The sequence below is a fragment of the Cupriavidus consociatus genome (assembly GCF_017814975.1).
In the GTDB taxonomy this organism is placed as follows: domain Bacteria; phylum Pseudomonadota; class Gammaproteobacteria; order Burkholderiales; family Burkholderiaceae; genus Cupriavidus; species Cupriavidus consociatus.
The window spans coordinates 36,258-58,484 of record NZ_JAGIQA010000031.1 but is presented as its reverse complement, the minus strand read 5'-3'; the positions used below and the strand labels follow the sequence as shown (position 1 = coordinate 58,484).

21 protein-coding genes are annotated in these 22,227 nt (G+C 66.4%); 14 read left to right on the top strand and 7 right to left on the bottom strand.

What is annotated here, in order from left to right; genetic code table 11:
- The first annotated feature begins 39 nt into the window (after nt 1-39).
- Genes J8I82_RS30990 through J8I82_RS30980 form a run of 3 tightly spaced genes read left to right on the top strand, consistent with a single transcriptional unit; the run spans nt 40 to nt 4,001 of the window.
- On the top strand, nt 40-1,476 hold the full coding sequence (locus tag J8I82_RS30990; protein ID WP_209763384.1) for a sodium:proton antiporter: 1,437 nt from the start codon (nt 40-42) through the stop codon (nt 1,474-1,476).
- A gap of 4 nt (nt 1,477-1,480) precedes the next feature.
- The gene (locus tag J8I82_RS30985; RefSeq protein ID WP_209763382.1) at nt 1,481-2,476 is read left to right on the top strand and encodes a 2-hydroxyacid dehydrogenase; all 996 of its coding nucleotides are present in this window, start codon (nt 1,481-1,483) and stop codon (nt 2,474-2,476) included.
- Between the two features lie 37 nt (nt 2,477-2,513).
- On the top strand, nt 2,514-4,001 hold the full coding sequence (locus tag J8I82_RS30980) for a DNA recombination protein RmuC (protein WP_209763381.1): 1,488 nt from the start codon (nt 2,514-2,516) through the stop codon (nt 3,999-4,001).
- An 83-nt stretch (nt 4,002-4,084) separates the two neighbouring features.
- Here the strand turns inward: J8I82_RS30980 and J8I82_RS30975 are convergent, their stop codons facing one another.
- The 5 genes from J8I82_RS30975 to J8I82_RS30955 form a co-directional block, all read right to left on the bottom strand.
- The gene (locus J8I82_RS30975; protein ID WP_029046288.1) at nt 4,085-4,366 is read right to left on the bottom strand and encodes a hypothetical protein; all 282 of its coding nucleotides are present in this window, start codon (nt 4,364-4,366) and stop codon (nt 4,085-4,087) included.
- 182 nt (nt 4,367-4,548) lie between these two features.
- Nucleotides 4,549-5,853: a molybdopterin molybdotransferase MoeA gene (gene moeA, locus J8I82_RS30970; protein WP_209763380.1), complete on the bottom strand. Its 1,305-nt coding sequence runs from the start codon at nt 5,851-5,853 to the stop codon at nt 4,549-4,551.
- Between the two features lie 29 nt (nt 5,854-5,882).
- The gene (gene mobA / locus J8I82_RS30965) at nt 5,883-6,482 is read right to left on the bottom strand and encodes a molybdenum cofactor guanylyltransferase MobA (RefSeq protein WP_209763379.1); all 600 of its coding nucleotides are present in this window, start codon (nt 6,480-6,482) and stop codon (nt 5,883-5,885) included.
- 18 nt (nt 6,483-6,500) lie between these two features.
- On the bottom strand, nt 6,501-7,625 hold the full coding sequence (gene moaA / locus J8I82_RS30960; RefSeq protein ID WP_209763378.1) for a GTP 3',8-cyclase MoaA: 1,125 nt from the start codon (nt 7,623-7,625) through the stop codon (nt 6,501-6,503).
- A 213-nt stretch (nt 7,626-7,838) separates the two neighbouring features.
- On the bottom strand, nt 7,839-10,976 hold the full coding sequence (locus tag J8I82_RS30955; RefSeq protein ID WP_209763376.1) for an Rne/Rng family ribonuclease: 3,138 nt from the start codon (nt 10,974-10,976) through the stop codon (nt 7,839-7,841).
- A gap of 813 nt (nt 10,977-11,789) precedes the next feature.
- Between J8I82_RS30955 and J8I82_RS30950 the strand changes: the two genes are divergently transcribed.
- Genes J8I82_RS30950 through J8I82_RS30935 form a run of 4 tightly spaced genes read left to right on the top strand, consistent with a single transcriptional unit; the run spans nt 11,790 to nt 15,105 of the window.
- Nucleotides 11,790-12,794: an RluA family pseudouridine synthase gene (locus tag J8I82_RS30950; protein WP_209763375.1), complete on the top strand. Its 1,005-nt coding sequence runs from the start codon at nt 11,790-11,792 to the stop codon at nt 12,792-12,794.
- A gap of 29 nt (nt 12,795-12,823) precedes the next feature.
- Entirely contained in the window at nt 12,824-13,483 is a 660-nt protein-coding gene (locus J8I82_RS30945; RefSeq protein ID WP_209763374.1) for an HAD-IA family hydrolase, read from the top strand.
- Nucleotides 13,476-13,874 (top strand): Rieske (2Fe-2S) protein, encoded by a 399-nt coding sequence (locus J8I82_RS30940; RefSeq protein WP_209763373.1) that lies wholly within the window; start codon nt 13,476-13,478, stop codon nt 13,872-13,874. The genes J8I82_RS30945 and J8I82_RS30940 overlap by 8 nt, the downstream gene beginning before the upstream one ends.
- Nucleotides 13,875-13,929: 55 nt before the next feature.
- Nucleotides 13,930-15,105 carry a S49 family peptidase gene (locus J8I82_RS30935; protein ID WP_209763371.1) on the top strand — a complete coding sequence of 392 codons (1,176 nt, stop codon included), beginning with the start codon at nt 13,930-13,932 and terminating at the stop codon, nt 15,103-15,105.
- A gap of 65 nt (nt 15,106-15,170) precedes the next feature.
- Here the strand turns inward: J8I82_RS30935 and J8I82_RS30930 are convergent, their stop codons facing one another.
- Both J8I82_RS30930 and J8I82_RS30925 read right to left on the bottom strand, forming a co-directional pair.
- Nucleotides 15,171-15,902 (bottom strand): SAM-dependent methyltransferase, encoded by a 732-nt coding sequence (locus J8I82_RS30930; RefSeq protein WP_209763369.1) that lies wholly within the window; start codon nt 15,900-15,902, stop codon nt 15,171-15,173.
- Nucleotides 15,903-15,918: 16 nt separating this feature from the next.
- A complete protein-coding gene (locus tag J8I82_RS30925) occupies nt 15,919-16,518 on the bottom strand; it encodes a Maf-like protein (RefSeq protein WP_209763367.1) in 600 nt (199 codons plus the stop codon).
- A 195-nt stretch (nt 16,519-16,713) separates the two neighbouring features.
- Here J8I82_RS30925 and J8I82_RS30920 point away from each other — a divergent pair, with 195 nt between their 5' ends.
- The 7 genes from J8I82_RS30920 to acpP all read left to right on the top strand — a co-directional run bounded on the left by J8I82_RS30920 (nt 16,714) and on the right by acpP (nt 22,100).
- Nucleotides 16,714-17,304: a YceD family protein gene (locus tag J8I82_RS30920; protein WP_209763365.1), complete on the top strand. Its 591-nt coding sequence runs from the start codon at nt 16,714-16,716 to the stop codon at nt 17,302-17,304.
- A gap of 117 nt (nt 17,305-17,421) precedes the next feature.
- A complete protein-coding gene (rpmF, locus tag J8I82_RS30915) occupies nt 17,422-17,601 on the top strand; it encodes a 50S ribosomal protein L32 (RefSeq protein ID WP_029046300.1) in 180 nt (59 codons plus the stop codon).
- 163 nt (nt 17,602-17,764) lie between these two features.
- A complete protein-coding gene (gene plsX / locus J8I82_RS30910; RefSeq protein ID WP_209763364.1) occupies nt 17,765-18,844 on the top strand; it encodes a phosphate acyltransferase PlsX in 1,080 nt (359 codons plus the stop codon).
- A gap of 52 nt (nt 18,845-18,896) precedes the next feature.
- The gene (locus J8I82_RS30905) at nt 18,897-19,877 is read left to right on the top strand and encodes a beta-ketoacyl-ACP synthase III (RefSeq protein WP_209763362.1); all 981 of its coding nucleotides are present in this window, start codon (nt 18,897-18,899) and stop codon (nt 19,875-19,877) included.
- A 76-nt stretch (nt 19,878-19,953) separates the two neighbouring features.
- On the top strand, nt 19,954-20,883 hold the full coding sequence (gene fabD / locus J8I82_RS30900; protein WP_209763360.1) for an ACP S-malonyltransferase: 930 nt from the start codon (nt 19,954-19,956) through the stop codon (nt 20,881-20,883).
- Nucleotides 20,884-20,930: 47 nt separating this feature from the next.
- Nucleotides 20,931-21,680, top strand: coding sequence for a 3-oxoacyl-ACP reductase FabG (gene fabG, locus J8I82_RS30895; protein ID WP_209763358.1), 750 nt, complete (start codon nt 20,931-20,933; stop codon nt 21,678-21,680).
- Nucleotides 21,681-21,860: 180 nt separating this feature from the next.
- Nucleotides 21,861-22,100: an acyl carrier protein gene (acpP, locus tag J8I82_RS30890; protein ID WP_008644813.1), complete on the top strand. Its 240-nt coding sequence runs from the start codon at nt 21,861-21,863 to the stop codon at nt 22,098-22,100.
- Nucleotides 22,101-22,227 lie beyond the last annotated feature (127 nt).

The following is a 22,227-nucleotide window of genomic DNA, read 5'->3' as shown; positions in this document are numbered from 1 at the left end:
TGCACCATGAATGCTGCGTTCCCGAGGAGATCCTGCCTGATGCGACGTGCCTTCGTACAGTTGCCGATGCTGACCATGCTGGCAGCTGTTCTTGCTGTCTTCCCTGTGGCCGCGCATGCCGCGGACCTCGCCGGGGCCGCACTGTCGCCGCTATGGGGCCTGCCGTTTGCCGGCATCCTGCTGTCGATCGCGCTGTGGCCACTGCTCGCGCCAAAGTTCTGGCACCACCACTATGGCAAGATCGCCGCGGGTTGGGGACTGCTGTTCCTGCTGCCGTTCGCCGCGGTGTTCGGCACGCATGCAGCCGCTGCCAGCGCGGTGCATGCGCTGCTCGCCGAGTACATCCCGTTCATCTCGCTGATCGCTTCGCTCTATATCGTCGCGGGCGGCATCTGCGTGCGTGGCAACTTGCATGGGACACCGGGGCTCAATACGGGCATCCTGGCGCTTGGTACGGTGCTGGCAAGTTTCATGGGGACTACCGGCGCGGCCATGCTGCTGATCCGCCCGTTGCTGCGTGCCAACGACAATCGCCGGCACGTGGCGCACGTGGTCGTGTTCTTTATCTTCCTGGTGGCCAATGCCGGCGGCTCGCTGACGCCGCTGGGCGATCCGCCGCTGTTCCTCGGGTTCCTGAAGGGCGTGGACTTCTTCTGGACCATGCGCAACATCTACCTGGAAACACTGTTTATCTGCGCGGTGCTGCTGGTGGTGTTCTACCTGGTCGACCGCCACTACTACCGCAACAAGGAAGAAGAACTGCCGCAGAAGAACGATCCCACGCCGGACTCCAACGGCATCACGATCGACGGCAAGATCAACTTCGTGCTGCTGCTGGCCCTGATCGGCCTGGTGCTGATGAGCGGCTTGTGGCAGCCGGCCATCTCGTTCAATGTCTTCGGTACCGACGTGCCGCTGCAGGCGGCGGTGCGCGATGCGCTGCTGATCGTGGTGGCGGTGGTGTCGCTGCTGGTCACGCCGCACACCGCGCGCGCGGGCAACGAGTTCAACTGGGAGCCGATCCTGGAAGTGGGCAAGCTGTTCGCCGGCATCTTCCTGACCATCATCCCGGTGATCGCCATGCTCAAGTCCGGCACCGACGGCGCCTTTGCCGGCGTGATCCGCGCGGTCAGCGACAGCAACGGGCAGCCGGTCGACAGCATGTATTTCTGGGCGACCGGACTGCTGTCGTCGTTCCTGGACAATGCGCCAACTTACCTGGTGTTCTTCAACACCGCCGGGGGCGACGCCGCCACGCTGATGACGCGCGACGCCTCGACTCTGGCCGCGATTTCCGCCGGCGCGGTGTTCATGGGCGCCAACACCTATATCGGCAATGCGCCCAACCTGATGGTCAAGGCCATTGCCGAGAACCGCGGCGTACGCATGCCGAGCTTCTTCGGCTACATGCTGTACTCGGGCATCTTCCTGATGCCGCTGTTCGTCATCATGACCTTCCTCTTCTTCCACGTGTGATGCCATGAAGCCGTCCGTCCTTGTCACCCGCGCCATCTATCCCGAAGTGATCGACCGCCTGGTGCAGTATTTCGATGTCGACGACAACCAGCAGGACGCGGTGCTTGACGCCGCCGCGCTGAAGGCCCGGCTGGCAGGCAAGGCCGGCGTGCTGGCCAACGCCGCCGACCGCATCGACGCAGACCTGGTCGCCGCGCTGCCGTCGCTGCGCGCGGTGTGCAACATGGCCGTGGGCTACAACAATCTCGACGTGCCGGCGCTGACCGCTGCGGGCATCGTCGCCACCAACACGCCCGACGTGCTGACCGAGACCACCGCCGACTTCGGCTGGGCGCTGCTGATGGCCACCGCGCGCCGCGTCACCGAGTCCGAGCACTACCTTCGCGCGGGCAAGTGGCAGCGCTGGAGCTACGACATGCTGGTCGGCATGGATCTGTACGGCAGCACGCTCGGCATCCTGGGCATGGGCCGCATTGGCCAGGCACTGGCGCGCCGTGCCAGCGGGTTTGGCATGAGCGTGCTGTACCACAACCGCAGCCAGTTGCCTGCGGACACCGAGCGCACGCTCAATGCCCGCTATGTCAGCAAGGAGGACCTGCTGCGCCAATCCGACCACCTGCTGCTGGTGCTGCCTTATGGCCCGCAGAGCCACCATGCCATCGGCGCTGCCGAGCTGGCGCTGATGAAGCCGACGGCGACGCTGGTCAATCTTGCGCGCGGCGGCATTGTCGACGATGCCGCGCTGGCGCAGGCGCTGCGCGACAAGCGCATCTTCGGCGCCGGGCTGGATGTGTTCGAGGGCGAGCCCAGTGTCCATCCGGACCTGCTGACGGTGCCCAACGTCGTGCTGACACCGCATATCGCCAGCGCCTCGGAGAAGACCCGCCGCGCCATGGCGATGCTGGCCGCCGACAACCTGATCGCCGCGCTCGACCAGGGCCCGCAGGCCGGCCATCCGCCCACCGTGATCAACCCCGAAGTCATGCCGAACCGCCGCTGACGCGCGGCCGGTTGTCTGTCGCTCAACCTGTTGCTGCATGTCCTTGATTCCGTACCTGACGCTGGCCGTGGCGTTGCTCGCGGTTGTCCTGCTAGTGATCGTGCTGTTGCGCCAGCAGGCCGCCTCGCCCGGCGCCGAGCTGGCCCGCCAGCTTGCCGAATTGCGCGTCGAAGGGGCGCGCGGCATGGAGCGCGTGGAGCGTGAGGTCCGTACCGACGTAGCCGAGGCCGCACGCGGCAATCGCGACGAGTCGGCGCAGCAGATGCTGCGCTTCCAGCAGGCGCTGTCGTCGCAGCTGACCGGCATCGCCACGCTGCAGAACAACCAGATCGACACCTTCGCGCAGCAGCTCGCCAAGCTGACCGAATCCAACACGCAGCAGCTCGAGCACGTACGCCAGCACCTGATGCTGCAAGGCCAGCAGGCGCGCGACGAACAGGCGGGAGCGCTGCGCCGCTTCGGCGACGGCTTGCAGCAGCAGCTGGCGCAGATGTCCGAAGCCAACGAGCGCCGGCTGGCGGAAGTGCGCGCCACGCTGGAGCAGAAGCTGCGCGACATCGAGGCCAACAACGCCGCCAAGCTGGAGGAGATGCGCCGCACCGTCGACGAGAAACTGCATGCGACGCTGGAGCAGCGCCTGGGCGAGTCGTTCCGGCTGGTCTCGGATCGCCTCGAGCAGGTGCATCGCGGGCTGGGCGAAATGCAGGCACTGGCGCAGGGGGTGGGTGACCTGAAGAAGGTGCTGACCAACGTAAAGTCGCGCGGCACCTGGGGCGAAGTCCAGCTTGAGATGCTGCTGGAACAGATGCTTACGCCAGACCAGTACGGCAAGAATGTAGAGACAGTGCGCAACTCCGGCGCCCGGGTGGAATTTGCCATCCGCTTGCCCGGCAAGGCCGCGGGCGGCGGTGGCGACGGCGGCGCGCCAGTGTGGCTGCCGGTCGATGCCAAGTTCCCCAAGGAGCAGTACGAGCGACTGGTCGATGCCCAGGAGCGTGGCGACCCGGAGGGCGTCATCGCCTTTGGCCGCGAACTGGAAGTTGCATTGCGGCGCGAGGCCCAGGCCATCGCCGAAAAGTACCTGGCGCCGCCGCAGACCACGGATTTCGCCATCCTGTTCCTGCCGACCGAAGGCCTGTATGCCGAAGTGCTGCGGCGCCCCGGCCTGACCGACCTGATGCAGCGCAACTACCGTGTCACTGTGGCAGGCCCGACCACGCTGACCGCGCTGTTGAACAGCCTGCAAATGGGATTTCGGACGCTGGCGCTGGAAAAGCGCTCGAGCGAAGTGTGGGAGGTGCTCGGCGCCGTCAAGACCGAGTTTGGCAAGTTCGGCGACGTGCTGGCCAAGACCCGCGACACGCTCGAGCGCGCGGCGCGCAATATCGAGCAAGCCGAGGTGCGCACGCGCCAGATGGCGCGCAAGCTGCGGACGGTGGAAGCGCTGCCGGGCGATGCCGCGCAGCAGTTGCTGGGACTTAACGGAGTGGAAACGGCCGAAACGCCGGACGACAGCGGCGGCTGAGCGCGCCGTAGCAGGGAAGGCCCGCGTGGCGGGCGAGGCCGGGGAGTTGGCCGGCAGCCTGCCGGCCCGTGGTCAGCGAGGGTTCAGCGGTCGTCTTCCGGCGCCAGCTCGCGCACGTGGACTTCGATGCCGCCAAAGCGGGCGGCCACCCAGTTGTAGGCCTTGCACGCCAGCCACAGCAGGCCGAAGCCGATCAGCGCATTCAGGATGATCGCGCTGAAGACCGTGATCGCCGGCAGGTCGCCGTAACGGATAAAGGTAACGAACAGGCCCAGCGAGACGATCGGCAGGGAGAAGCACAGGTAGACCAGCACCAGCGCACGGGCGGTCTTCACGGGGTGGAGGTAGGCGATCTCCTGATTCATGACTGGGGATAACTTGATTGTTGCTGAATCGTGCGCCAAGTGTAGCGATTGCCCGACCCCAAGCATAGTCCGCTGCCCGTGCCGCGGCCGAAAGCCAAGCGCCGGACGCGTCACGGCGGCAAATGTGCAGCACAAATGCGACACATTGCAGCCGCAGCCAGGCGGCCAGCCTGTTGCAACCTTCAGACCAGCCCGTCGAACAGCATGACCTCGACCGGATCGCCGGCCTTGACCGAGTCCTGCTCGTGACCGAGCACGATAAAGCAGTTGGCCTCGCTCATCGAGCGCAGCACGCCCGAACCCTGCTGGCCGGTGATGCGCACTTCCCACTTCCCGTCAGTCGCCCGGCCCAGGATGCCGCGCTGGTATTCGGTGCGGCCAGGCTTCTTGCGGATTGCCTGCGCGCTGCGCACTTGCAGCAGCGGCAGCGATGGCACGCTGGCACCCATCAGCCGGTGCAGCGCAGCTCGCACGAAGTGGTAGAAGGTGACCATCACCGCGACGGGGTTGCCCGGAAGTCCAAACAGCAGCGCCGAATCCCGGCCCTCCCGGCCCTCGCCGCTGCCGATACGCCCGAACGCCATCGGCCGGCCCGGGCGCATGGCGATCTTCCAGAAGGTGACATCCCCCAGGCTCGCCATGATCTGCTTGGTGTAGTCGGCCTCGCCGACCGAGACGCCGCCCGAGGTGATGACCGCGTCGGCGCTTTCGCAGGCAGTGCGGAAAGCCGTTTCCAGCGCCTCGGGGTCGTCGCGCACCACGCCCATGTCGAGGAGTTCGACGTTCATCCGGCGCAGCATGCCGTGCAGCGTATAGCGGTTCGAGTCGTAGACGCAGCCAGCCTCCAGCGGCTCGCCGATCGAGCGCAGTTCATCGCCGGTGGAGAAGAAGGCCACGCGCAGGCGCCGGCGCACGCGAACTTCGGCAATGCCCAGCGAGGCCAGCAGGCCCAGGTCGGCGGGCTGGACGATGCGGCCGGCCGGCAGTGCGGCCTGGCCGCGCGCCAGGTCTTCGCCGCGCAGGCGGCGGTTGTCGCCGGCGCGTACACAGTCGGCGGCAAAGCGGATGCGTGCGCCGTCCGCCACGGTTTCGACGAATTCCTGCGGCACCACTGTGTCGCAACCGGCCGGCATTACCGCGCCGGTCATGATGCGTACCGCCTGCACGGCCGTGGGCGCGAGCGCACCGGCGCCGCCGGCGAAGACGCTGCCGATCACTTCCAGTTCGACCATGTCAGTCTGCGCGGCGGCGAGTGCTTCGCTGCGGAAGGCGTAGCCGTCCATGGCCGAGTTGTCATGGGCCGGCACGTCGATGGACGAGACAATGTCTTCGGCCAGCACGCGGTCGAGCGCGCTGCGGATCGGCAGCTGTTCGATGCCGCGCACCGGCTCCACCACCTCGCCGATGATGCGGTTGGCCTGGTCCACCGGCAGCGCGGTGGGATCATAGTCGGACAGGCAGGAAATGACGGATTGCAGGGAAGGCATGTTGGCTCGGCGGCGGGTGGTTGCGGCGACTAGCGGCTTTCGTGCGTGCGCAGTTCGTCCAGCGTATTGATATTGGCGAAGGCCGCGGCGTCGTCGAACATCACCTCGGCCAGCCGGTGCGAGGCGGCCCAGGTCTCGATCTTGCGGCCGCCGCCCGAAAGATACGCCACCAGGCTGTCCAGCGCGCTGACCGGCATCAGGCAGAACACGGGTTGGGTCTGGCGCTTGCCGGTTTCATCCAGCGTCACCGGGATCGCCAGCTCCGCGCCCTCGGACTCGATTGCCTGAGACAGCCGCAACACGAGGTCGGTGGGGAGGAAAGGCGAGTCGCATGGCGCCGTCACCATCCAGGATGTGCCGCACTGTTCCAGTCCCGCAAGCATGCCGGCCAGTGGCCCGGCGAAGTCGGGCACGGAGTCGGTGTAGACCGGCACGCCGAACGATTCATAGGCCGCCAGGTTGCGGTTGGCGTTGATGATCAGGCCGCCGACCTGCGGGCCGAGGCGCATCATCGTATGCATCGCCATGGGCATGCCGTGCAGCGGCTGCAGCCCCTTGTCGGTGCCGCCCATGCGGCTGCCCCTGCCGCCTGCGAGAATCAGGCCGGTGATGTCGTCGCGTGCAATCATGAAGGTGCGGCGGCGGGTTCAGCCACCGATATAGGACATCTCGATCTTGCGCTCGGCCCGCGCCTGGCGCACCGCCGGGTCGCCGCGCTGCTCGGAGTAGTTGTCGGTACGGCCCTGCCACACCTGCGCGATCGCGTTCGAGATCTCCAGGTCGCTGTAGCCGCCGCGCAGCAGCGCGCGCAGGTCATAGCCCTCGGTGGCGAACAGGCACAGGTAAAGGCGGCCTTCCGTGGACAGCCGGATGCGGCTGCAATCGCCGCAGAACGCATGGGTGACGCTGGAAATCACGCCGATTTCGCCGCTGCCGTCGCGGTAGCGCCAGCGCTCGGCGGTCTCGCCGGTGTAGTTGGCCTGCACGGGTTCCAGCGGGAACTCGGCATCGATGCGGCGCACGACCTCGGCCGAGGGCAGCACCTCGTCCATCTGCCAGTGGTTGCTGGCGCCGACGTCCATGAACTCGATATAGCGGATGATGATGCCGCTGTGGCGGAAATGGCGCGCCATCGGCACGATTTCCTGGTCGTTGGTGCCGCGCTTGACCACCATGTTGACCTTGATCGGAGCCAGGCCCACGGCCTGCGCGGTCTCGATGCCGTGCAGCACGTCGGCAACGGCGAAGTCGACGTCGTTCATGCGGCGGAAGGTGGCGTCGTCGATCGCGTCCAGGCTGACGCTGACGCGCGTCAGGCCGGCGTCGCGCAGCGAGCGCGCCTTGCGCGCCAGCAGCGAGGCATTGGTAGTCAGCGTCAGGTCAAGCGGCTTGCCAGAGACAGTCTCGATCCTTGCCAGCATCTCGACCAGATGCTCGATGTTCTTGCGCAGCAGGGGCTCGCCGCCGGTCAGGCGGATCTTCTCGACGCCGTGCGCGACGAACAGGCGCGCGGTGCGCTCGATTTCTTCGAAGCTGAGCAGTTCCGAGTGCGGCAGGAAGGTGTAGTCCTTGTCGAACACTTCCTTCGGCATGCAGTAGACGCAGCGGAAGTTGCAGCGGTCCGTCACCGAGATGCGCAGGTCATGCAGCGGCCGGCCGCGGGTGTCGGCCACCAGGCCGGTGGGCGTTTCCAGCTTGCCGGGGATGCGCGGCGTCATCGAATGGTAGCGATGGTCGCGCAAGTCGAAGATCGGAATGACGGATTCGGTCATGGCCTGTGGGTGGGCGCCGCTCCGGCGAGTGGCCTGGCAAGGCCAGGCCGGGGGACTCCGGGAGCCCGGCGCATTTGCTGCCATTCTAGCCGAGTGGGCGCCCGGGGAGCCGCAATCCCGCGAATCGCGGGGATTTTCGGTGCATGAAAAAAGGGACAGCCAGGCTGTCCCTTCTACAGCGACGCAGGTGCCAGCGGCGGCACCCGGGCAGGCTTACTGCTGCGACGCCATGTCCACTTCGCGACGGCCGGTCTCGACCAGGATCATCGGACCCTGGGGCAGAGGCGGCAGCGGCTTGCGCTCGCGCGGCACGCGCGGCGCGGGCACGATGCGGGCGGCGGCTTCCTGGGCGGAGCGCAGCTTGTCGGCATCGGTGTGGACCCATTGCAGGCCGGCGCCGGCAAGCATCGGCTCGAGGCTTTCCATCGCTACCGGGGCAGCGGCCGGGGTAGCGGGCGCTGCAGGTGCGGTGTGGGCCGCCTGGGCCGGCGCGGCGGCCGGTTCGGCCTCGGGCGCGGTCACGGCAGGGGCGGGTGCCACCGCTGCGGCCACGACCGGCTCGGCCACGGCTTCGGCGGCGATCGCCTCGGTCACGGCTGCGGCGGTTTCCGCCTGCACGGCCACGGCGGCCGGGGCAGGTTCGGCCACGGGTGCCGGTGCCGGTTCAGCGGCAGGGGCAGGCGTCACGCCTTCCGGCACGGCGATGCGGATTGCCTCGACGCTTTCCGCGGCGGCAACAGTGACCGCAGCCTGCGGTGCCGCTTCGGCTTGCGGGGCGGGCTGGGGTGCGGCTTGCGCGGCCGCCTCTACGGCCTCTACGGCCTCTACGGCCTCGGCGGCCTCGGCGGCCACGGGAGCGATGCCTTCGGCGGTTTCGGCAACGCCTTCGGGAGCGGCTTCGCCTTCACCGTGCGTGCCCAGGCCGGCCTCGTCGCGTTCGCGGCGATAGCGGTTGCGGCCACGGCGGTTACGGCGGCGGCGCTCTTCGCCTTCGGCGGTTTCCGCGAATCCTTCGGCACCTTCCGTCAGTTCGGCGCGCACGGCCGGCACTTCGTCTGCGGCGGCATGCGGCAGCACGCCCAGCGCCTGGGCGGCGGCTACGGCTTCCGGCTGCGGCGCTTCGCCGACCTCGGCTTCACGCAGGTCGCTGCGTTCGCGCTGGCGATCGCGCTGGCGCTCGCGGCGTTCCTGGCCGCGTTCGCGCCGGCCTTCCTGGCGGGCTTCGGCGCGCTCGCCCTGGGCACGTTCACCCTGGGCGGCTTCAGCCTGGCGGGCGACGGCCGGAGTGGCCTGGCCGTCCTGCTGGCGCGGCTGGCGGCCCTGGCGCTCGCCACGGCCTTCGCGTTGTTCGCCGCGCTCGCCTTGCTGGCGCTCTGCACGCTGACCGCGAGGCTGGCGGTCGCCGCGATCCTGGCGCTCGCCACGCTCACCGCGCTCGGCGCGTTCGGTACGTTCACCGCGCTCGCCACGTTCGCCACGTTCGCCGCGCTGGCCACGGCCTTCGCCGCGCTGGCCGCGCTCGCGGCGGCCTTCGCCACCGCGGCTTTCGGCGGCCGCCACCGGCTTGGCCGGCTCAACCACCGGCGCAGGCGCCGGACGCGCGCCAAACAGGCCCTTCAGCCAGGCGATAAAGCCGCCGGCTTCCACCGGCTTGGTGGCAGGGACGGGCGGAGCGGCCGGGGCAGCTTCCGGACGCGGAGCGCGCTCCGGACGCGGCACGGAGACCGGAGCCGGCTGTTCCGGAGTGATGCCCTTGACCGCTGCTTCCTGGCGCGGCTTGGCTTCTTCCTTGCGGCGGCTGCTGTAGCTGGTGTCGGCTTCCAGTTCCTTGGCGGCAGCCTCGGCCATCTTGTAGCTGGCGGTGCTGTCTTCCAGGCGCGGGTCGTCGTGGCGCAGGCGCTCCAGCTTGTAGTGCGGCGTTTCCAGGTGCTTGTTCGGGATCAGCAGCACGTTGACCTTGAAGCGCAGCTCGATCAGGTTGATTTCCTGGCGCTTCTCGTTCAGCAGGAAGGCGGCGACCTCCACCGGCACCTGGCAGTGGATGGCGGCGGTGTTTTCCTTCATCGCCTCTTCCTGGATGATGCGCAGCACCTGCAGGGCGGACGATTCGGTATCGCGGATATGACCCGTGCCGTTGCAGCGCGGGCAAGTGATGTGCGAGCCCTCCGACAGCGACGGACGCAAGCGCTGGCGCGACAGCTCCATCAGGCCGAAGCGGCTGATCTTGCCCATCTGCACACGGGCGCGGTCATGGCGCAGCGCGTCCTTCAGGCGCGTTTCCACGTCCTTCTGGGCCTTGCCCGATTCCATGTCGATGAAGTCGATCACGATCAGGCCGCCCAGGTCGCGCAGGCGCAGCTGGCGGGCAATCTCGTCAGCGGCTTCGAGGTTGGTGCGCAGCGCTGTTTCCTCGATGTCGGCGCCCTTGGTGGCGCGGGCCGAGTTCACGTCCACGGAGACCAGCGCCTCGGTGTGGTCGATCACGATGGCGCCGCCGGACGGCAGCATGACCATGCGCGAGTAGGCCGACTCGATCTGGTGCTCGATCTGGAAACGCGAGAAGAGGGGCACGTCGTCCCGGTACTTCTTCACGCGGTTCATGTTGTCAGGCATCACCACGCTCATGAAGGCGCGGGCCTGCTCGTAGATCTCGTCGGTATCGATCAGGATCTCGCCGATATCCGGCTGGAAGTAGTCGCGGATGGCGCGGATCACCAGGCTCGATTCCAGGTAGATCAGCAGTGGGGCCTTGTTGTCGCCGGCGGCGCCGTCGATGGCCTTCCACAGTTGCAGCAGGTAGTTCAGGTCCCACTGCAGTTCCTCGGCCGAGCGGCCGATGCCCGCGGTCCGGGCAATGATGCTCATGCCTTCCGGCACGGTCAGCTGCGCCATGGTCTCGCGCAGTTCCTGGCGATCTTCGCCCTCGATGCGGCGCGACACACCGCCGCCGCGCGGGTTGTTGGGCATCAGCACCAGGTAGCGGCCGGCCAGCGAGATGAAGGTGGTCAGGGCCGCGCCCTTGTTGCCGCGCTCTTCCTTCTCGACCTGGACGATCAGTTCCTGGCCTTCATGCAGGGCATCCTGGATGCGCGCGTTGCGCACATCGATGCCTTCCTTGAAGAAGGCGCGGGCGACTTCCTTGAACGGCAGGAAACCGTGGCGCTCTTCGCCGTAGTTGACGAAGCATGCTTCCAGCGAGGGTTCGATGCGGGTGATGACACCCTTGTAGATATTGCCCTTGCGCTGTTCGCGCCCGGCAGTCTCGATGTCGATATCGATCAGTTTCTGACCGTCGACGATGGCGACGCGCAATTCCTCCTGTTGCGTCGCGTTAAACAGCATGCGTTTCATCGCAATACCTCACTCCGGTGCCGCGGTTGTACCGTCTGAGCGGTTTCCGCGGCGATTCATGGAGCACGCGAGGGAGCGAGCGAAGGCGCGAGAATTGCCGGAAAGCGCCGTTTCGCGCAAAGGCGAGCGGCTGGGCGCGGGTGAAAGAGAGGCGATGACGTCGGGGTAACGTCCGTGGGGCGGGAGAGGGCGCCGGCGGCTGCTCTGGCAGACACTGGCGCGTTCCCGTTCCGGAGGCGATGCATGACGCCGGCATGGCCGGCACCGGCGCGGCGCCGGTGGCATCGCGGCCGGGCCGCGGAAGGCCTAGACGCGTCAAAGAGCAAATTTTTCGGACACGGCAAGGCTGCCGATGCTGCCTGACATCTCCTGGCGGGCGCACCTACTACTTCTTGGAGTTCTGCGACCGGGCGCCGGTATTTCCAGTCAGGCGGCAGGCTGGCCTGCCGGCCGGCACCGTTTCCCGGTGCAGGCGGGACTTCTCTCACCGAAGCGGATGCCGGCAGGGGCATCCACTCTTAAATTCTGTTTTACCTGAACACTCTGTTCCCACGTCATCGCCTGCTGCGCCGAAGCCTCCTATGGGCGACTTCCTGCGTGCCGGCGATATCGTGCGTGCTGCTTTACTGCCATTTGGCTGTCTGGCGCCCGCGCGGATCACGCAATGAAGCGGCGCAGGGCAGAAGACGGCCGGGCTGGCGGCGACCCCAAGTGTAGAATGCGGTCAATCCAAGATTAATCACGGGATTGATCGCTTACACAGGTCTTGCGCTGCCGGCCCCCGGCCGGAACAGCGAGGAAATTATATTGAAAATGAATGAGTTACGCCATCAAATTGAAAAGCCTGCCGATGTAGCGCCGGCAAGCCCGCAGGTGGCGTATGTCACGATCGACGAAGGCTCCGAAGGCCAGCGCATCGACAACTTCCTGCTGAAGGTCGCCAAGGGCGTACCCAAGAGCCATATCTACCGCGTACTGCGGTCGGGCGAAGTGCGGGTCAACAAGGGGCGTATCGATGCCACTTATCGCCTGCAATCGGGCGACGTGGTGCGAATTCCCCCGATGCGTGTGGCGACTTCGTCTCAATCCGCCGGGGCGCAGCCGGTCCCAGCCAGCGAATTTCCCGTGCTGTTCGAGGATGCGCAGCTGCTGGTGGTGAACAAGCCCGCCGGCGTGGCGGTCCATGGCGGCTCGGGTGTTGCCTTCGGCGTGATCGAGCAACTGCGCCAGGCCCGGCCTGAGGCCAAGTTCCTGGAGCTGGTGCACCGCCTTGACCGCGAGACCTCGGGCATCCTGGTGCTGGCCAAGAAGCGCTCCGCGCTGGTCCACCTGCATGAGCAGATCCGCGGCAACAGCATGGACAAGCGGTATTTCGCCTGCGTGGCCGGGGAATTCCCGAATAACCGCCAGCACGTGAAGCTGCCTCTATATAAATACACCACGCCCGACGGCGAGCGGCGCGTGCGGGTACAGGCCGACGGGCTGGCGTCGCACACGGTATTCAACCGGATCGAGGCGTTTCCCGGCTTTACCCTGCTGGAAGCCGAGCTGAAGACCGGCCGGACGCACCAGATCCGCGTCCACCTGGCCCATTCGGGATTCCCGATCGTCGGCGACGAGAAGTACGGCGACTTCCCCCTGAACAAGTCGCTGGCGCGTTCCGCCGCCAATCCCGGCATCAAGCGCATGTTCCTGCACGCCCACCGGCTGGTGTTCGTCCACCCGGCGACGGGGGCGCCGCTGACCGTCGAGGCACCGTTGCCGGACGAATGCGTCGGATTCCTGCAACAATTGCGACAGCTGCGCGCCCCGGAGTAGGGCCGCGCGTCAACGCCACAAGGACAACCATGGCCAGGCAACAATTTGACCTGATCGTTTTCGACTGGGACGGGACGCTGATGGACTCGACCCCGACCATCGCCAAGTGCATCCAGCTCGCCAGCCGCGACCTGGGGCTGCCTGTGCCGGACGACAGTGCGGCCAGCCATGTAATCGGGCTGGGGCTGAAGGATGCATTGTCGTACGCCGTGCCGACGCTGGATCCCGTCGACTACCCGCGCCTGGCGGAGCGCTACCGCTACCATTTCCTGGCCCGCGACGCCGACCTGGTGCTGTTCGACGGCGTGCGCGAGATGCTGGAAACCCTGCGCGGCGAGCACTATTTCCTCGGCGTCGCCACCGGCAAGACCCGCGTCGGCCTGCAGCGCGCATTGGCTGCCAGCGGCCTGACGCAACTCTTCGACGCGACGCGCTGTGCCGACGAAACCTTCTCCAAGCCGCATCCGGCCATGCTGCAAGAGCTGACGCGCGAGCTGGGCCAGGACATGGAGCGCACCGTCATGGTGGGCGATACCACCCATGACCTGCAGATGGCGGTCAATGCTGGCGCTGCGGGCATTGGGGTATGTTATGGTGCACATCCGGGCGACTCGCTGCGGGCGATGGCGCCGGTGCATTGCGCCACATCGATCGCCGACCTGACCGACTGGCTGCTGGCCCATGCCTGATAGCACGACCGACCAGGGCGCGGTGCGGCTTTGCGCCGCGGCAGACCTGGAAGAAGGCGGCGTAGGGGTGCGCTTTTCGGTGGTGCTGGACAGCCGCGAGATCGGTGCCTTCGTGGTGCGCTTCGACGGTGCCGCGCATGGCTACCTTAACCAGTGCGCGCATGTGCCGATGGAGCTCGACTGGCAGGAGGGGCGGTTCTTCGATAGCTCGGGCCTATACTTGATGTGCGCCACACATGGCGCGGTTTATGCGCCGGATAGCGGCGAGTGCGTCGGCGGTCCCTGCCGCGGCGCGGCGCTGGCCAAGCTGCGTATCGAAGAGCGCGATGGCCAGGTCTTCTGGTTTCCTGAAGGTCCGTACCGGGCCGCCGTCCAGGCGGACGGCGCCTGAATGACGGGCGGCCTGGCCGCCCGTTCTGTTTCCAAGCTTTCCACGAGCGAGTTGCATGACAGAAGAACAGAAGCCGCCTATTGGTCAACCGGGAGCATCGGGCGAATCGCATGAGCCTGGGCAAGACGATGCGAACCGGCCAGAGTCTGAACGCCTGGTCACCGCGAAGCAGGCCGACTATCCGCTGGAAAGCGAACTGCGCGCTGGCGACGACGCGGCGCGGCGCGAGCAGCGCGAACGCAAGGCCCGCATGGCTGGGGGCGAAGGAACGGTCGGCGGCGGTCCGGTGGGCGCGACCAGCTGGGAGCGCGACGTCCTGGAAAAGGTGCTGACGGCATCTCTGCGCGAGCAGCGCGCCGCACGCCGCTGGCGCATCTTTTTCCGCTTCGTGGGGCTGGCCCTGTTGGCGCTGATCTTCATCGCGCTGTTCGATTTCAAGGGCGACGGCATCAACACGTCCGGCCGCCATACCGCGATGGTGACGCTGGAGGGCGAGATCGCGGCCGGTACGCCGGCCAGCGCCGAGTCGATCAATGCCTCGCTGCAGGCGGCATTCGCCGATAGCAATGCCGCCGGCGTGATCCTCAAGATCAACTCGCCGGGCGGCTCGCCGGTGCAGGCCGGCATTATCAACGACGAGATCCACCGGCTGCGCGGAATTTATCCGTCCAAGCCGTTCTACGTCGTGATCGAGGAAATCTGTGCCTCGGGTGGCTATTACGTGGCCGCGGCGGCTGACAAGATCTATGTCGACAAGGCCAGCATCGTTGGCTCGATTGGCGTGCTGATGGATGGTTTCGGCTTTACCGGCCTGATGGACAAGCTGGGCGTGGAGCGCCGGCTGTACACGGCGGGCGCAAACAAGGGCATGCTGGACCCGTTCTCGCCGCAGGTGCCCAGGCAGAAGGCATACGCCGAGACGATGCTCAAGGAAATCCACGAGCAGTTCATCGACGTGGTCAAGGAAGGCCGGGGCGACCGGCTCAAGGACGACCCGGAGCTGTTCTCCGGGCTGTTCTGGTCGGGAGAGCGCAGCATCGAACTGGGGCTGGCCGACGCGCTGGGGACCGCCGATTCCGTCGCGCGCGACGTGCTCAAGGCCGAGGATATCGTCGACTATACGGTCAAGGAAAATATCGCCGAGCGTGTGGCCAAGCGCTTCGGTGCCGCGGTCGGCACCGCGGCGATGAAGACCATGCTGTGGAGCACGCGCATGCAAGGCATGCACTGAGGCGGTGCGCTTCGCCAGATAAAAAAGGGGCGCCGTTGCGCCCCTTTCTACACATTCTGGCGTGGTCAGGCCGCCAGCATCGAGAAGATCGCGGGCCGCTTGTGCAGCGCAAGCCGGTCTGCCTTCCACGCCGACAGCGGCAGCGTGACGATGGTTTCGGTCGGCAGCGTCAGGTCCACCGCCACCGACAGCAGCGTAGTGCCGGCGCAATGCTCGCGCATGGCTTCGAGCAGCGCGGCGTTGCGGTACGGCGTTTCGATGAACACCTGCGTCTGGCTGGCCTTGCGCGAACGCTGTTCCAGTTCGCGCAGCCGCTGCGCGCGTTCGCCGGCGTCGACTGGCAGGTAGCCATTGAAGGCAAAGCTCTGGCCGTTCAGGCCCGAGCCCATCACCGCCAGCAGGATCGAACTGGGCCCGACCAGCGGCCGCACCCGGATGCCGCGCGCGTGCGCCAGCCGGACCAGCTCGGCGCCTGGATCGGCCACCGCCGGCACGCCTGCTTCGGACAGCAGGCCGCCGTCGCGGCCGGCCTGGATCGGCGCCAGCAACTCGGCCAGCGCATCGGCGCGGGTGTTGACGTTCAGCTCGCGGATCTCGATCTGCTGGATCGGTCGTGCCAGCGGGGTGCTTTCGCCCAGCTTCTTCAGGAAGGCGCGGGCGGTCTTGGCGTTCTCGGCGACCAGGTAGCCGAGGCCCGCGGCGATCTGCTGCACGCCGGCGGGAATGACGTCGGCCAGCGGATCGGCTTCGTCGCGCTTGCCGAGGGTATTGGGGATCAGGAAAAGATTGCCGCTCATGGTTGGCTCCGATGCGTCATGCCGCGAGCAGCGGGTAGCCCGCCTGGCGCAGCATGCCGGTCAGCGCGATCAGCGGCAGCCCGACCAGCGCCGTGGGGTCGTCGGACTCGACGCGCGCGAGCAGCGTGATGCCGAGCCCTTCGGACTTGGCGCTGCCCGCCACGTCATAGGGACGTTCCAGCTGCAGGTAGGCTTCGATCTCGGCGTCGCTCAGGTCGCGCATGGTCACGCGCGTCTGTACGTCGGCCAGTTGCGCGTTGCCGCTGCGCCCGTCCAGCAGGCACAAAGCCGAATGAAAGGTGGCGGTGCGCCCGCGCATGCGGCGCAGCTGCGCGACGGCCTTGTCGTGCGTGCCGGGCTTTCCCATCTGCGCCCCGTCCAGCGTCAGCACCTGGTCCGAGCCGATCACCAGCGCACCGGGGTGCCGTGCGGCAATGGCCTCGGCCTTGCGCTGCGACAGGCGCAGGGCGGTAGCCTCCGGCGCTTCTCCGGCGAGCGGGGTTTCGTCGATGTCCGGGATGGCTACTTCGAAGGGGATGTGCAGCCGCTCGAGCAACTCGCGGCGGTAGGGCGAGCCGGAGCCGAGGATCAGCCTGGGGAGGGGTTCTTGATGCATAAGTGATTGAAGCGTAACAGGAATGAGGCAAGGTTTGACTGGCAAGACCTTTGACCTCCACAAGGTTTACGTCGTATAATCGCGCGCTTTGCCGCATCCGCACTTGGGCGCTGTGCCGCCAAGGTGAGCGGCCGCTGTCAGCGCAGGCGTGGGGTGTGGCGAGCCAGTCATTGCAATACGACGGGAGCCACGCACATGACCCAGCCTATTGACCTGCGCGCGCTTGATCTCTTCGCGTTCTGCCGCAAGAGCGAAAGCCTGAGCGGCGACGTGGCGGTGCGGGATTTGCCGCGCATCTTAGCCGAGACCGCTGCGCAAGCGCCAGCCTCGGCCCCCGAAGAGACGCTTGCCTATACGGCTACCGGCTTCGTGCGCGAAGAGGCGGCCGAGCCGGGCGCCCCGGTGGCGCGGCGACTGTTCCTCGATGTGACCATCAAGGGCCGGATGTGGCTGGATTGCCAGCGCTGCCTGGCGCCTTATGCCGAGCCGATCGATACGGCTACGCGCTTCGAGGTGGTGGAGAGCGAAGAGGCAGCCGACGCCGCACCGATGGACGACGACGAAGTCGACGTGATCGCCGGCTCCAAGCGCTTTTCGCTGCTGGAATTGATTGAAGATGAAGTGCTGCTGGCGCTGCCGGTGGCCCCCAAGCATGACGCCTGCCCGTCGGTGCACGAAAGCCTCGTGACCGGCACGGACGGCGAGGCCCAGCCCGAGGCTGAGCCAGAGGAAGAAAAGCGGCCTTCGCCCTTTGCGGCGCTGGCCGGCCTGAAGAACAAGCACTGAGGCCAACCGGGCCGACGGCGTGTTCCGCAGGTGGTAGTTGAAGCATCCGGCCGGGCCCCGGCTACGCCTTGGGCGGGATGCGTGTGTTAATATTGAAAAATTCTCGAAGGAGTCATCATGGCTGTTCAACAGAACAAGAAGTCGCCGTCCAAGCGCGGCATGCATCGTTCGCACGACCACCTGACGGTCGCCCCGCTGGCCGTCGAGCCGACCACCGGCGAAACCCACCTGCGTCACCACGTCAGCCCGAACGGCTACTACCGTGGCCGCAAGGTCATCAAGACCAAGAACGACTGATAGCTTCGTGGCGTGACATTGCGTCTCGCTCGCGCATGCCTGTAAGTCGGACACAAGACGGTCAGACACAAAAAAGCGGCAAGATCGTTGCCGCTTTTTTGTTGGGCGCTCGGGATAACCGCCGGGCGTGGTGTGCGCTGCCGCGCTATCCGTACCAGGAACAATGACGATCAAAATCGCTATCGACTGCATGGGCGGCGACCACGGCGTGTCCGTGACCGTGCCCGCGGCGATCAGTTTTCTATCCCGCCACGACGATGCCGAAATGGTGCTGGTGGGCCTGTCGGAAGCCATCCGCACGCAGCTGAAAAAGCTGCATGCGCTGGATCATCCCCGTGTGAGCATCGTCGAGGCCACCGAGGTCATCACCATGGATGACCCGGTCGAGGTGGCGCTGCGCAAGAAGAAGGATTCTTCGATGCGCGTGGCCGTCACCCAGGTCAAGGAAGGCCATGCCGGTGCCTGCATCTCCGCCGGCAATACCGGCGCGCTGATGGCGGTATCGCGCTATGTGCTGAAAACGCTCGAAGGCATCGAGCGGCCGGCCATCGCCACCACCATCCCGAACCAGGAAGGCTGGGGCACCACCGTGCTGGACCTCGGCGCCAACGCCGACTGTGAGCCCGAACACCTGTTGCAGTTTGCCCGCATGGCCGAGGCCATGGTGGCAGTGGTGGACCACAAGGACCGCCCGACCGTCGGCCTGCTGAATATCGGCGAGGAGGTCATCAAGGGCAACGAGGTGGTCAAGCGCGCCGGCGAGCTGTTGCGCGCTTCCGAGCTCAATTTCTACGGCAACGTGGAAGGCAACGACATCTTCAAGGGAACGACCGATATCGTCGTCTGCGACGGCTTTGTCGGCAATGTGGCACTCAAGAGCACCGAGGGCCTCGCCAAGATGATCGGCGGCATGATCAAGGAAGAATTCACCCGCTCGTGGTTCACCAAGCTGCTCGCGGCGGTGGCCATGCCGGTGCTGTCGCGGCTCGCCAAGCGGCTTGACCCGGCGCGCTACAACGGTGCGTCGCTGCTGGGCCTGCGCGGCCTGGTGATCAAGAGCCACGGTTCGGCCGATGCCCATTCTTTTGAGTGGGCTATCAAACGCGGGTATGATGCCGCCAAGAATGGCGTGATTCCCCGTATCGCACGGGCTTTCGCCGATAAGTCCAGCGCCGCTGGCGTGGCGCAGACCGCCCCGGAGACAGACGCGCCCAGCGCGCATCCCAGTACCCACGCCGCCTGAGCGCCTAGCGCGCCAGCCAGCGGGAACTGCGGTCCATACGATCCGACACTACATGACCAAGTACGCAAAAATCATCGGTACCGGGAGCTACCTGCCCCCGCGGCGCGTGACCAACCATGATCTGGCGGCGCAGCTTGCCGAAAAGGGCATCGAGACCAGCGACGAGTGGATCGTCTCGCGCAGCGGCATCTCGGCGCGCCACTGGGCGGAGCCCGAGGTGACCAGTAGCGACCTGGCGGTCAAGGCCGCGGAGCAGGCCATCGAAGCCGCCGGCATCGACCGGCAGAGCATCGACCTGATCATCGTCGCCACGTCCACGCCTGACTTCGTCTTCCCCAGCACCGCCTGCATGGTGCAGCAGAAGCTGGGCATCACCAACCACTGCGCGGCGTTCGACCTGCAGGCGGTGTGCTCGGGTTTTGTCTATGCGCTCGCCACGGCCGATAAGTTCATCCGCAGCGGTTCGCACCGCAATGTGCTGGTGATCGGCACTGAAGTGTTCTCGCGCATCCTGGATTTCAACGACCGTACTACCTGCGTGCTGTTCGGCGACGGCGCCGGCGCCGTGGTGCTGACCGCCTCGGAAGAGCCCGGCATCCTGTCGAGCGCCATGCACTCGGATGGCAGCCACGTCGACATCCTGTGCGTGCCAGGCAATGTCTCGGGCGGCAATATCACCGGCAACGCATTCCTGCACATGGACGGCCAGGCCGTGTTCAAGCTTGCCGTGACCGTGCTCGACAAGGTTGCCCGCGAAGCCATGGAACTGGCGGCCATGCAGCCCGAGCAGATCGACTGGCTGATCCCGCACCAGGCCAATATCCGCATCATGCAGGGCACGGCCAAAAAGCTGGGCTTGCCCGCCGAGCGCATGGTTGCCACCGTGCACGAGCACGGCAACACCTCGGCTGCGTCGATCCCGCTCGCGCTCGACGTCGCCGTGCGCGACGGCCGCATCCGCCCAGGCCAGACCGTGCTGATGGAAGGCGTCGGCGGCGGCTTCACCTGGGGCGCGGTGCTGCTGCGCATGTAATCGCGGCCGGTGCCTGGTGCGCGCCAAGCCGCGTGCCGCCGCGCCGGCTTCCCGTTCCATAAAGGGTTCCAATCCGATGAAATTCGCTTTCGTATTTCCCGGCCAGGGTTCGCAGTCGGTCGGCATGCTCAATGCCTTCGCGGATAACGCAGTCGTGCGCGCCACGGTGGAAGAAGCCTCGGCCGCGCTGGGCCAGGACCTCGGCCGCCTGATCGCCGAAGGTCCCGCCGAAGAACTGAACCTGACCACCAATACCCAGCCGGTGATGCTGACCGCCGCCGTGGCGGTCTACCGAGCGTGGCTGGACGCCGGTGGCCCGGCGCCGGCGCTGGTGGCCGGCCACAGCCTGGGCGAGTACTCGGCGCTGGTGGCCGCGGGCGTGATCCCGTTTGCCGACGCGGTGCCGCTGGTGCGTTTCCGCGCGCAGGCCATGCAGGAAGCCGTACCGGTGGGCGAGGGCGGCATGGCCGCGATCCTGGGCTTGTCCGATGACGACGTCCGTGCCGCGTGCGCCGAGGCGGCTGCCGCCGGCGTGGTCGAAGCCGTCAACTTCAACGCCCCGTCGCAGGTCGTGATTGCCGGCCACAAGGGTGCGGTCGAGAAAGCATGCGAGATCGCCAAGGCCAAGGGGGCCAAGCGAGCGCTGCCGCTGCCGGTGTCGGCGCCGTTCCACTCATCGCTGCTCAAGCCCGCTTCGGACCGCCTGCGCGAGCGGATGGCCGCGCTGCCGTTCTCGTCGCCGTCGATTCCGCTGGTGAACAACGTCGACGTTGCGATCGTCAATGATCCGGAAGCGATCAAGGACGCGCTGGTGCGCCAGGCCGCGGCGCCGGTGCGCTGGGTCGAGTGCGTGCAGAAAATGGCTGCCGAAGGCGTCACGCATGTGATCGAATGCGGCCCGGGCAAGGTACTGGCCGGCATGACCAAGCGCATCGACGGCAACCTGACCGGCGGCGCGATCTTCGATCCGGCCTCGCTGCAGGACACGCTGGCCCTGTTGAAGTGAGCCAGGGAAGTCAGCCCAGGACAAAAGAGCACGAAAGGACATTCTGCATGACCAAACTTCTCGATAACCAGGTTGCGCTGGTCACCGGCGCCTCGCGTGGCATCGGCCGCGCCATCGCGCTGGAACTCGCCCGCCAGGGCGCCACCGTGATCGGCACTGCCACCAGCGAGTCCGGCGCTGCTGGCATCACCGAATACTTCGGCGCCGAAGGCCTGAAGGGCAAGGGCGCAGTACTGAACGTCAACGACGCGGCGGCTTGCGATGCCCTGATCGACGAGATCGTGAAGACCCATGGCGGCATCGGCGTGCTGGTCAACAATGCGGGTATCACGCAAGACCAGCTGGCGATGCGTATGAAGGACGAGGACTGGGTCGCGGTCATCCAGACCAACCTGACCTCGGTCTTCCGCCTGTCGCGCGCGGTGCTGCGTCCGATGATGAAGGCCCGCCAGGGCCGCATCATCAATATCACTTCGGTGGTCGGCTCGGTGGGCAACCCCGGCCAGATGAACTACTCGGCCGCCAAGGCGGGCGTGGCCGGCATGACTCGCTCGCTGGCCGCCGAGATCGGCAGCCGAAACGTGACGGTCAACTGCGTTGCGCCCGGTTTCATCGATACCGACATGACCAAGGCGCTGTCCGAAGAGCAGCATGCATCGCTCAAGCAGCAGATCCCGCTGGGCCGACTGGGCCAGCCTGAGGATATCGCCAATGCGGTGGCCTTCCTGGCCGGTCCGCAAGCCGCCTACATCACCGGCACCACGCTGCATGTGAACGGCGGGATGTACATGAATTAATCGGTGTTGGGTGGCGGTTTTTCGGTGAGAAGCCGGAAGAAGCTGCTTGAAGCCGTGGTGAAGTCGTAGTTTTCCGAACCAAACGGGCGCGATTCTTGCAAAGCTTGGCAGGCGGCATTTCTGTCGTCCCAAACCTGCTAAAATGCGCCCACTTTTTGTCGAACTTCCCTGGAGGGTTACATGGACAATATCGAACAACGCGTCAAGAAAATCGTGGCAGAACAGCTTGGCGTGGCCGAGGCAGACATCAAGAACGAATCCTCGTTCGTGAACGACCTCGGTGCGGACTCGCTGGACACGGTTGAACTCGTGATGGCGTTGGAAGATGAATTCGGCATGGAAATTCCCGATGAGGAAGCCGAAAAGATCACGACCGTGCAACAGGCAATCGACTACGCCACCGCGCACGTCAAGGCCTGAGCCCGTCGTATCTGAATTCCGAGCCACAGAAGGCAGGTGGGCGGGCCGTCGCGGCCTTGCCTTGCTGTTTTCTGTGGCTTTCGTCTGTTCGAAGACGCAGAATGGAACGCGCCTGTCCGCCGCGCCG

Coding starts and splice junctions, on each gene's coding strand:
- J8I82_RS30990 (WP_209763384.1), top strand. CDS start 40: ATGCGACGTGCCTTCGTACAGTTGCCGATGCTGACCATGCTGGCAGCT.
- J8I82_RS30985 (WP_209763382.1), top strand. CDS start 1,481: ATGAAGCCGTCCGTCCTTGTCACCCGCGCCATCTATCCCGAAGTGATC.
- J8I82_RS30980 (WP_209763381.1), top strand. CDS start 2,514: ATGTCCTTGATTCCGTACCTGACGCTGGCCGTGGCGTTGCTCGCGGTT.
- J8I82_RS30975 (WP_029046288.1), bottom strand. CDS start 4,366: ATGAATCAGGAGATCGCCTACCTCCACCCCGTGAAGACCGCCCGTGCG.
- moeA (WP_209763380.1), bottom strand. CDS start 5,853: ATGCCTTCCCTGCAATCCGTCATTTCCTGCCTGTCCGACTATGATCCC.
- mobA (WP_209763379.1), bottom strand. CDS start 6,482: ATGATTGCACGCGACGACATCACCGGCCTGATTCTCGCAGGCGGCAGG.
- moaA (WP_209763378.1), bottom strand. CDS start 7,625: ATGACCGAATCCGTCATTCCGATCTTCGACTTGCGCGACCATCGCTAC.
- J8I82_RS30955 (WP_209763376.1), bottom strand. CDS start 10,976: ATGAAACGCATGCTGTTTAACGCGACGCAACAGGAGGAATTGCGCGTC.
- J8I82_RS30950 (WP_209763375.1), top strand. CDS start 11,790: ATGAATGAGTTACGCCATCAAATTGAAAAGCCTGCCGATGTAGCGCCG.
- J8I82_RS30945 (WP_209763374.1), top strand. CDS start 12,824: ATGGCCAGGCAACAATTTGACCTGATCGTTTTCGACTGGGACGGGACG.
- J8I82_RS30940 (WP_209763373.1), top strand. CDS start 13,476: ATGCCTGATAGCACGACCGACCAGGGCGCGGTGCGGCTTTGCGCCGCG.
- J8I82_RS30935 (WP_209763371.1), top strand. CDS start 13,930: ATGACAGAAGAACAGAAGCCGCCTATTGGTCAACCGGGAGCATCGGGC.
- J8I82_RS30930 (WP_209763369.1), bottom strand. CDS start 15,902: ATGAGCGGCAATCTTTTCCTGATCCCCAATACCCTCGGCAAGCGCGAC.
- J8I82_RS30925 (WP_209763367.1), bottom strand. CDS start 16,518: ATGCATCAAGAACCCCTCCCCAGGCTGATCCTCGGCTCCGGCTCGCCC.
- J8I82_RS30920 (WP_209763365.1), top strand. CDS start 16,714: ATGACCCAGCCTATTGACCTGCGCGCGCTTGATCTCTTCGCGTTCTGC.
- rpmF (WP_029046300.1), top strand. CDS start 17,422: ATGGCTGTTCAACAGAACAAGAAGTCGCCGTCCAAGCGCGGCATGCAT.
- plsX (WP_209763364.1), top strand. CDS start 17,765: ATGACGATCAAAATCGCTATCGACTGCATGGGCGGCGACCACGGCGTG.
- J8I82_RS30905 (WP_209763362.1), top strand. CDS start 18,897: ATGACCAAGTACGCAAAAATCATCGGTACCGGGAGCTACCTGCCCCCG.
- fabD (WP_209763360.1), top strand. CDS start 19,954: ATGAAATTCGCTTTCGTATTTCCCGGCCAGGGTTCGCAGTCGGTCGGC.
- fabG (WP_209763358.1), top strand. CDS start 20,931: ATGACCAAACTTCTCGATAACCAGGTTGCGCTGGTCACCGGCGCCTCG.
- acpP (WP_008644813.1), top strand. CDS start 21,861: ATGGACAATATCGAACAACGCGTCAAGAAAATCGTGGCAGAACAGCTT.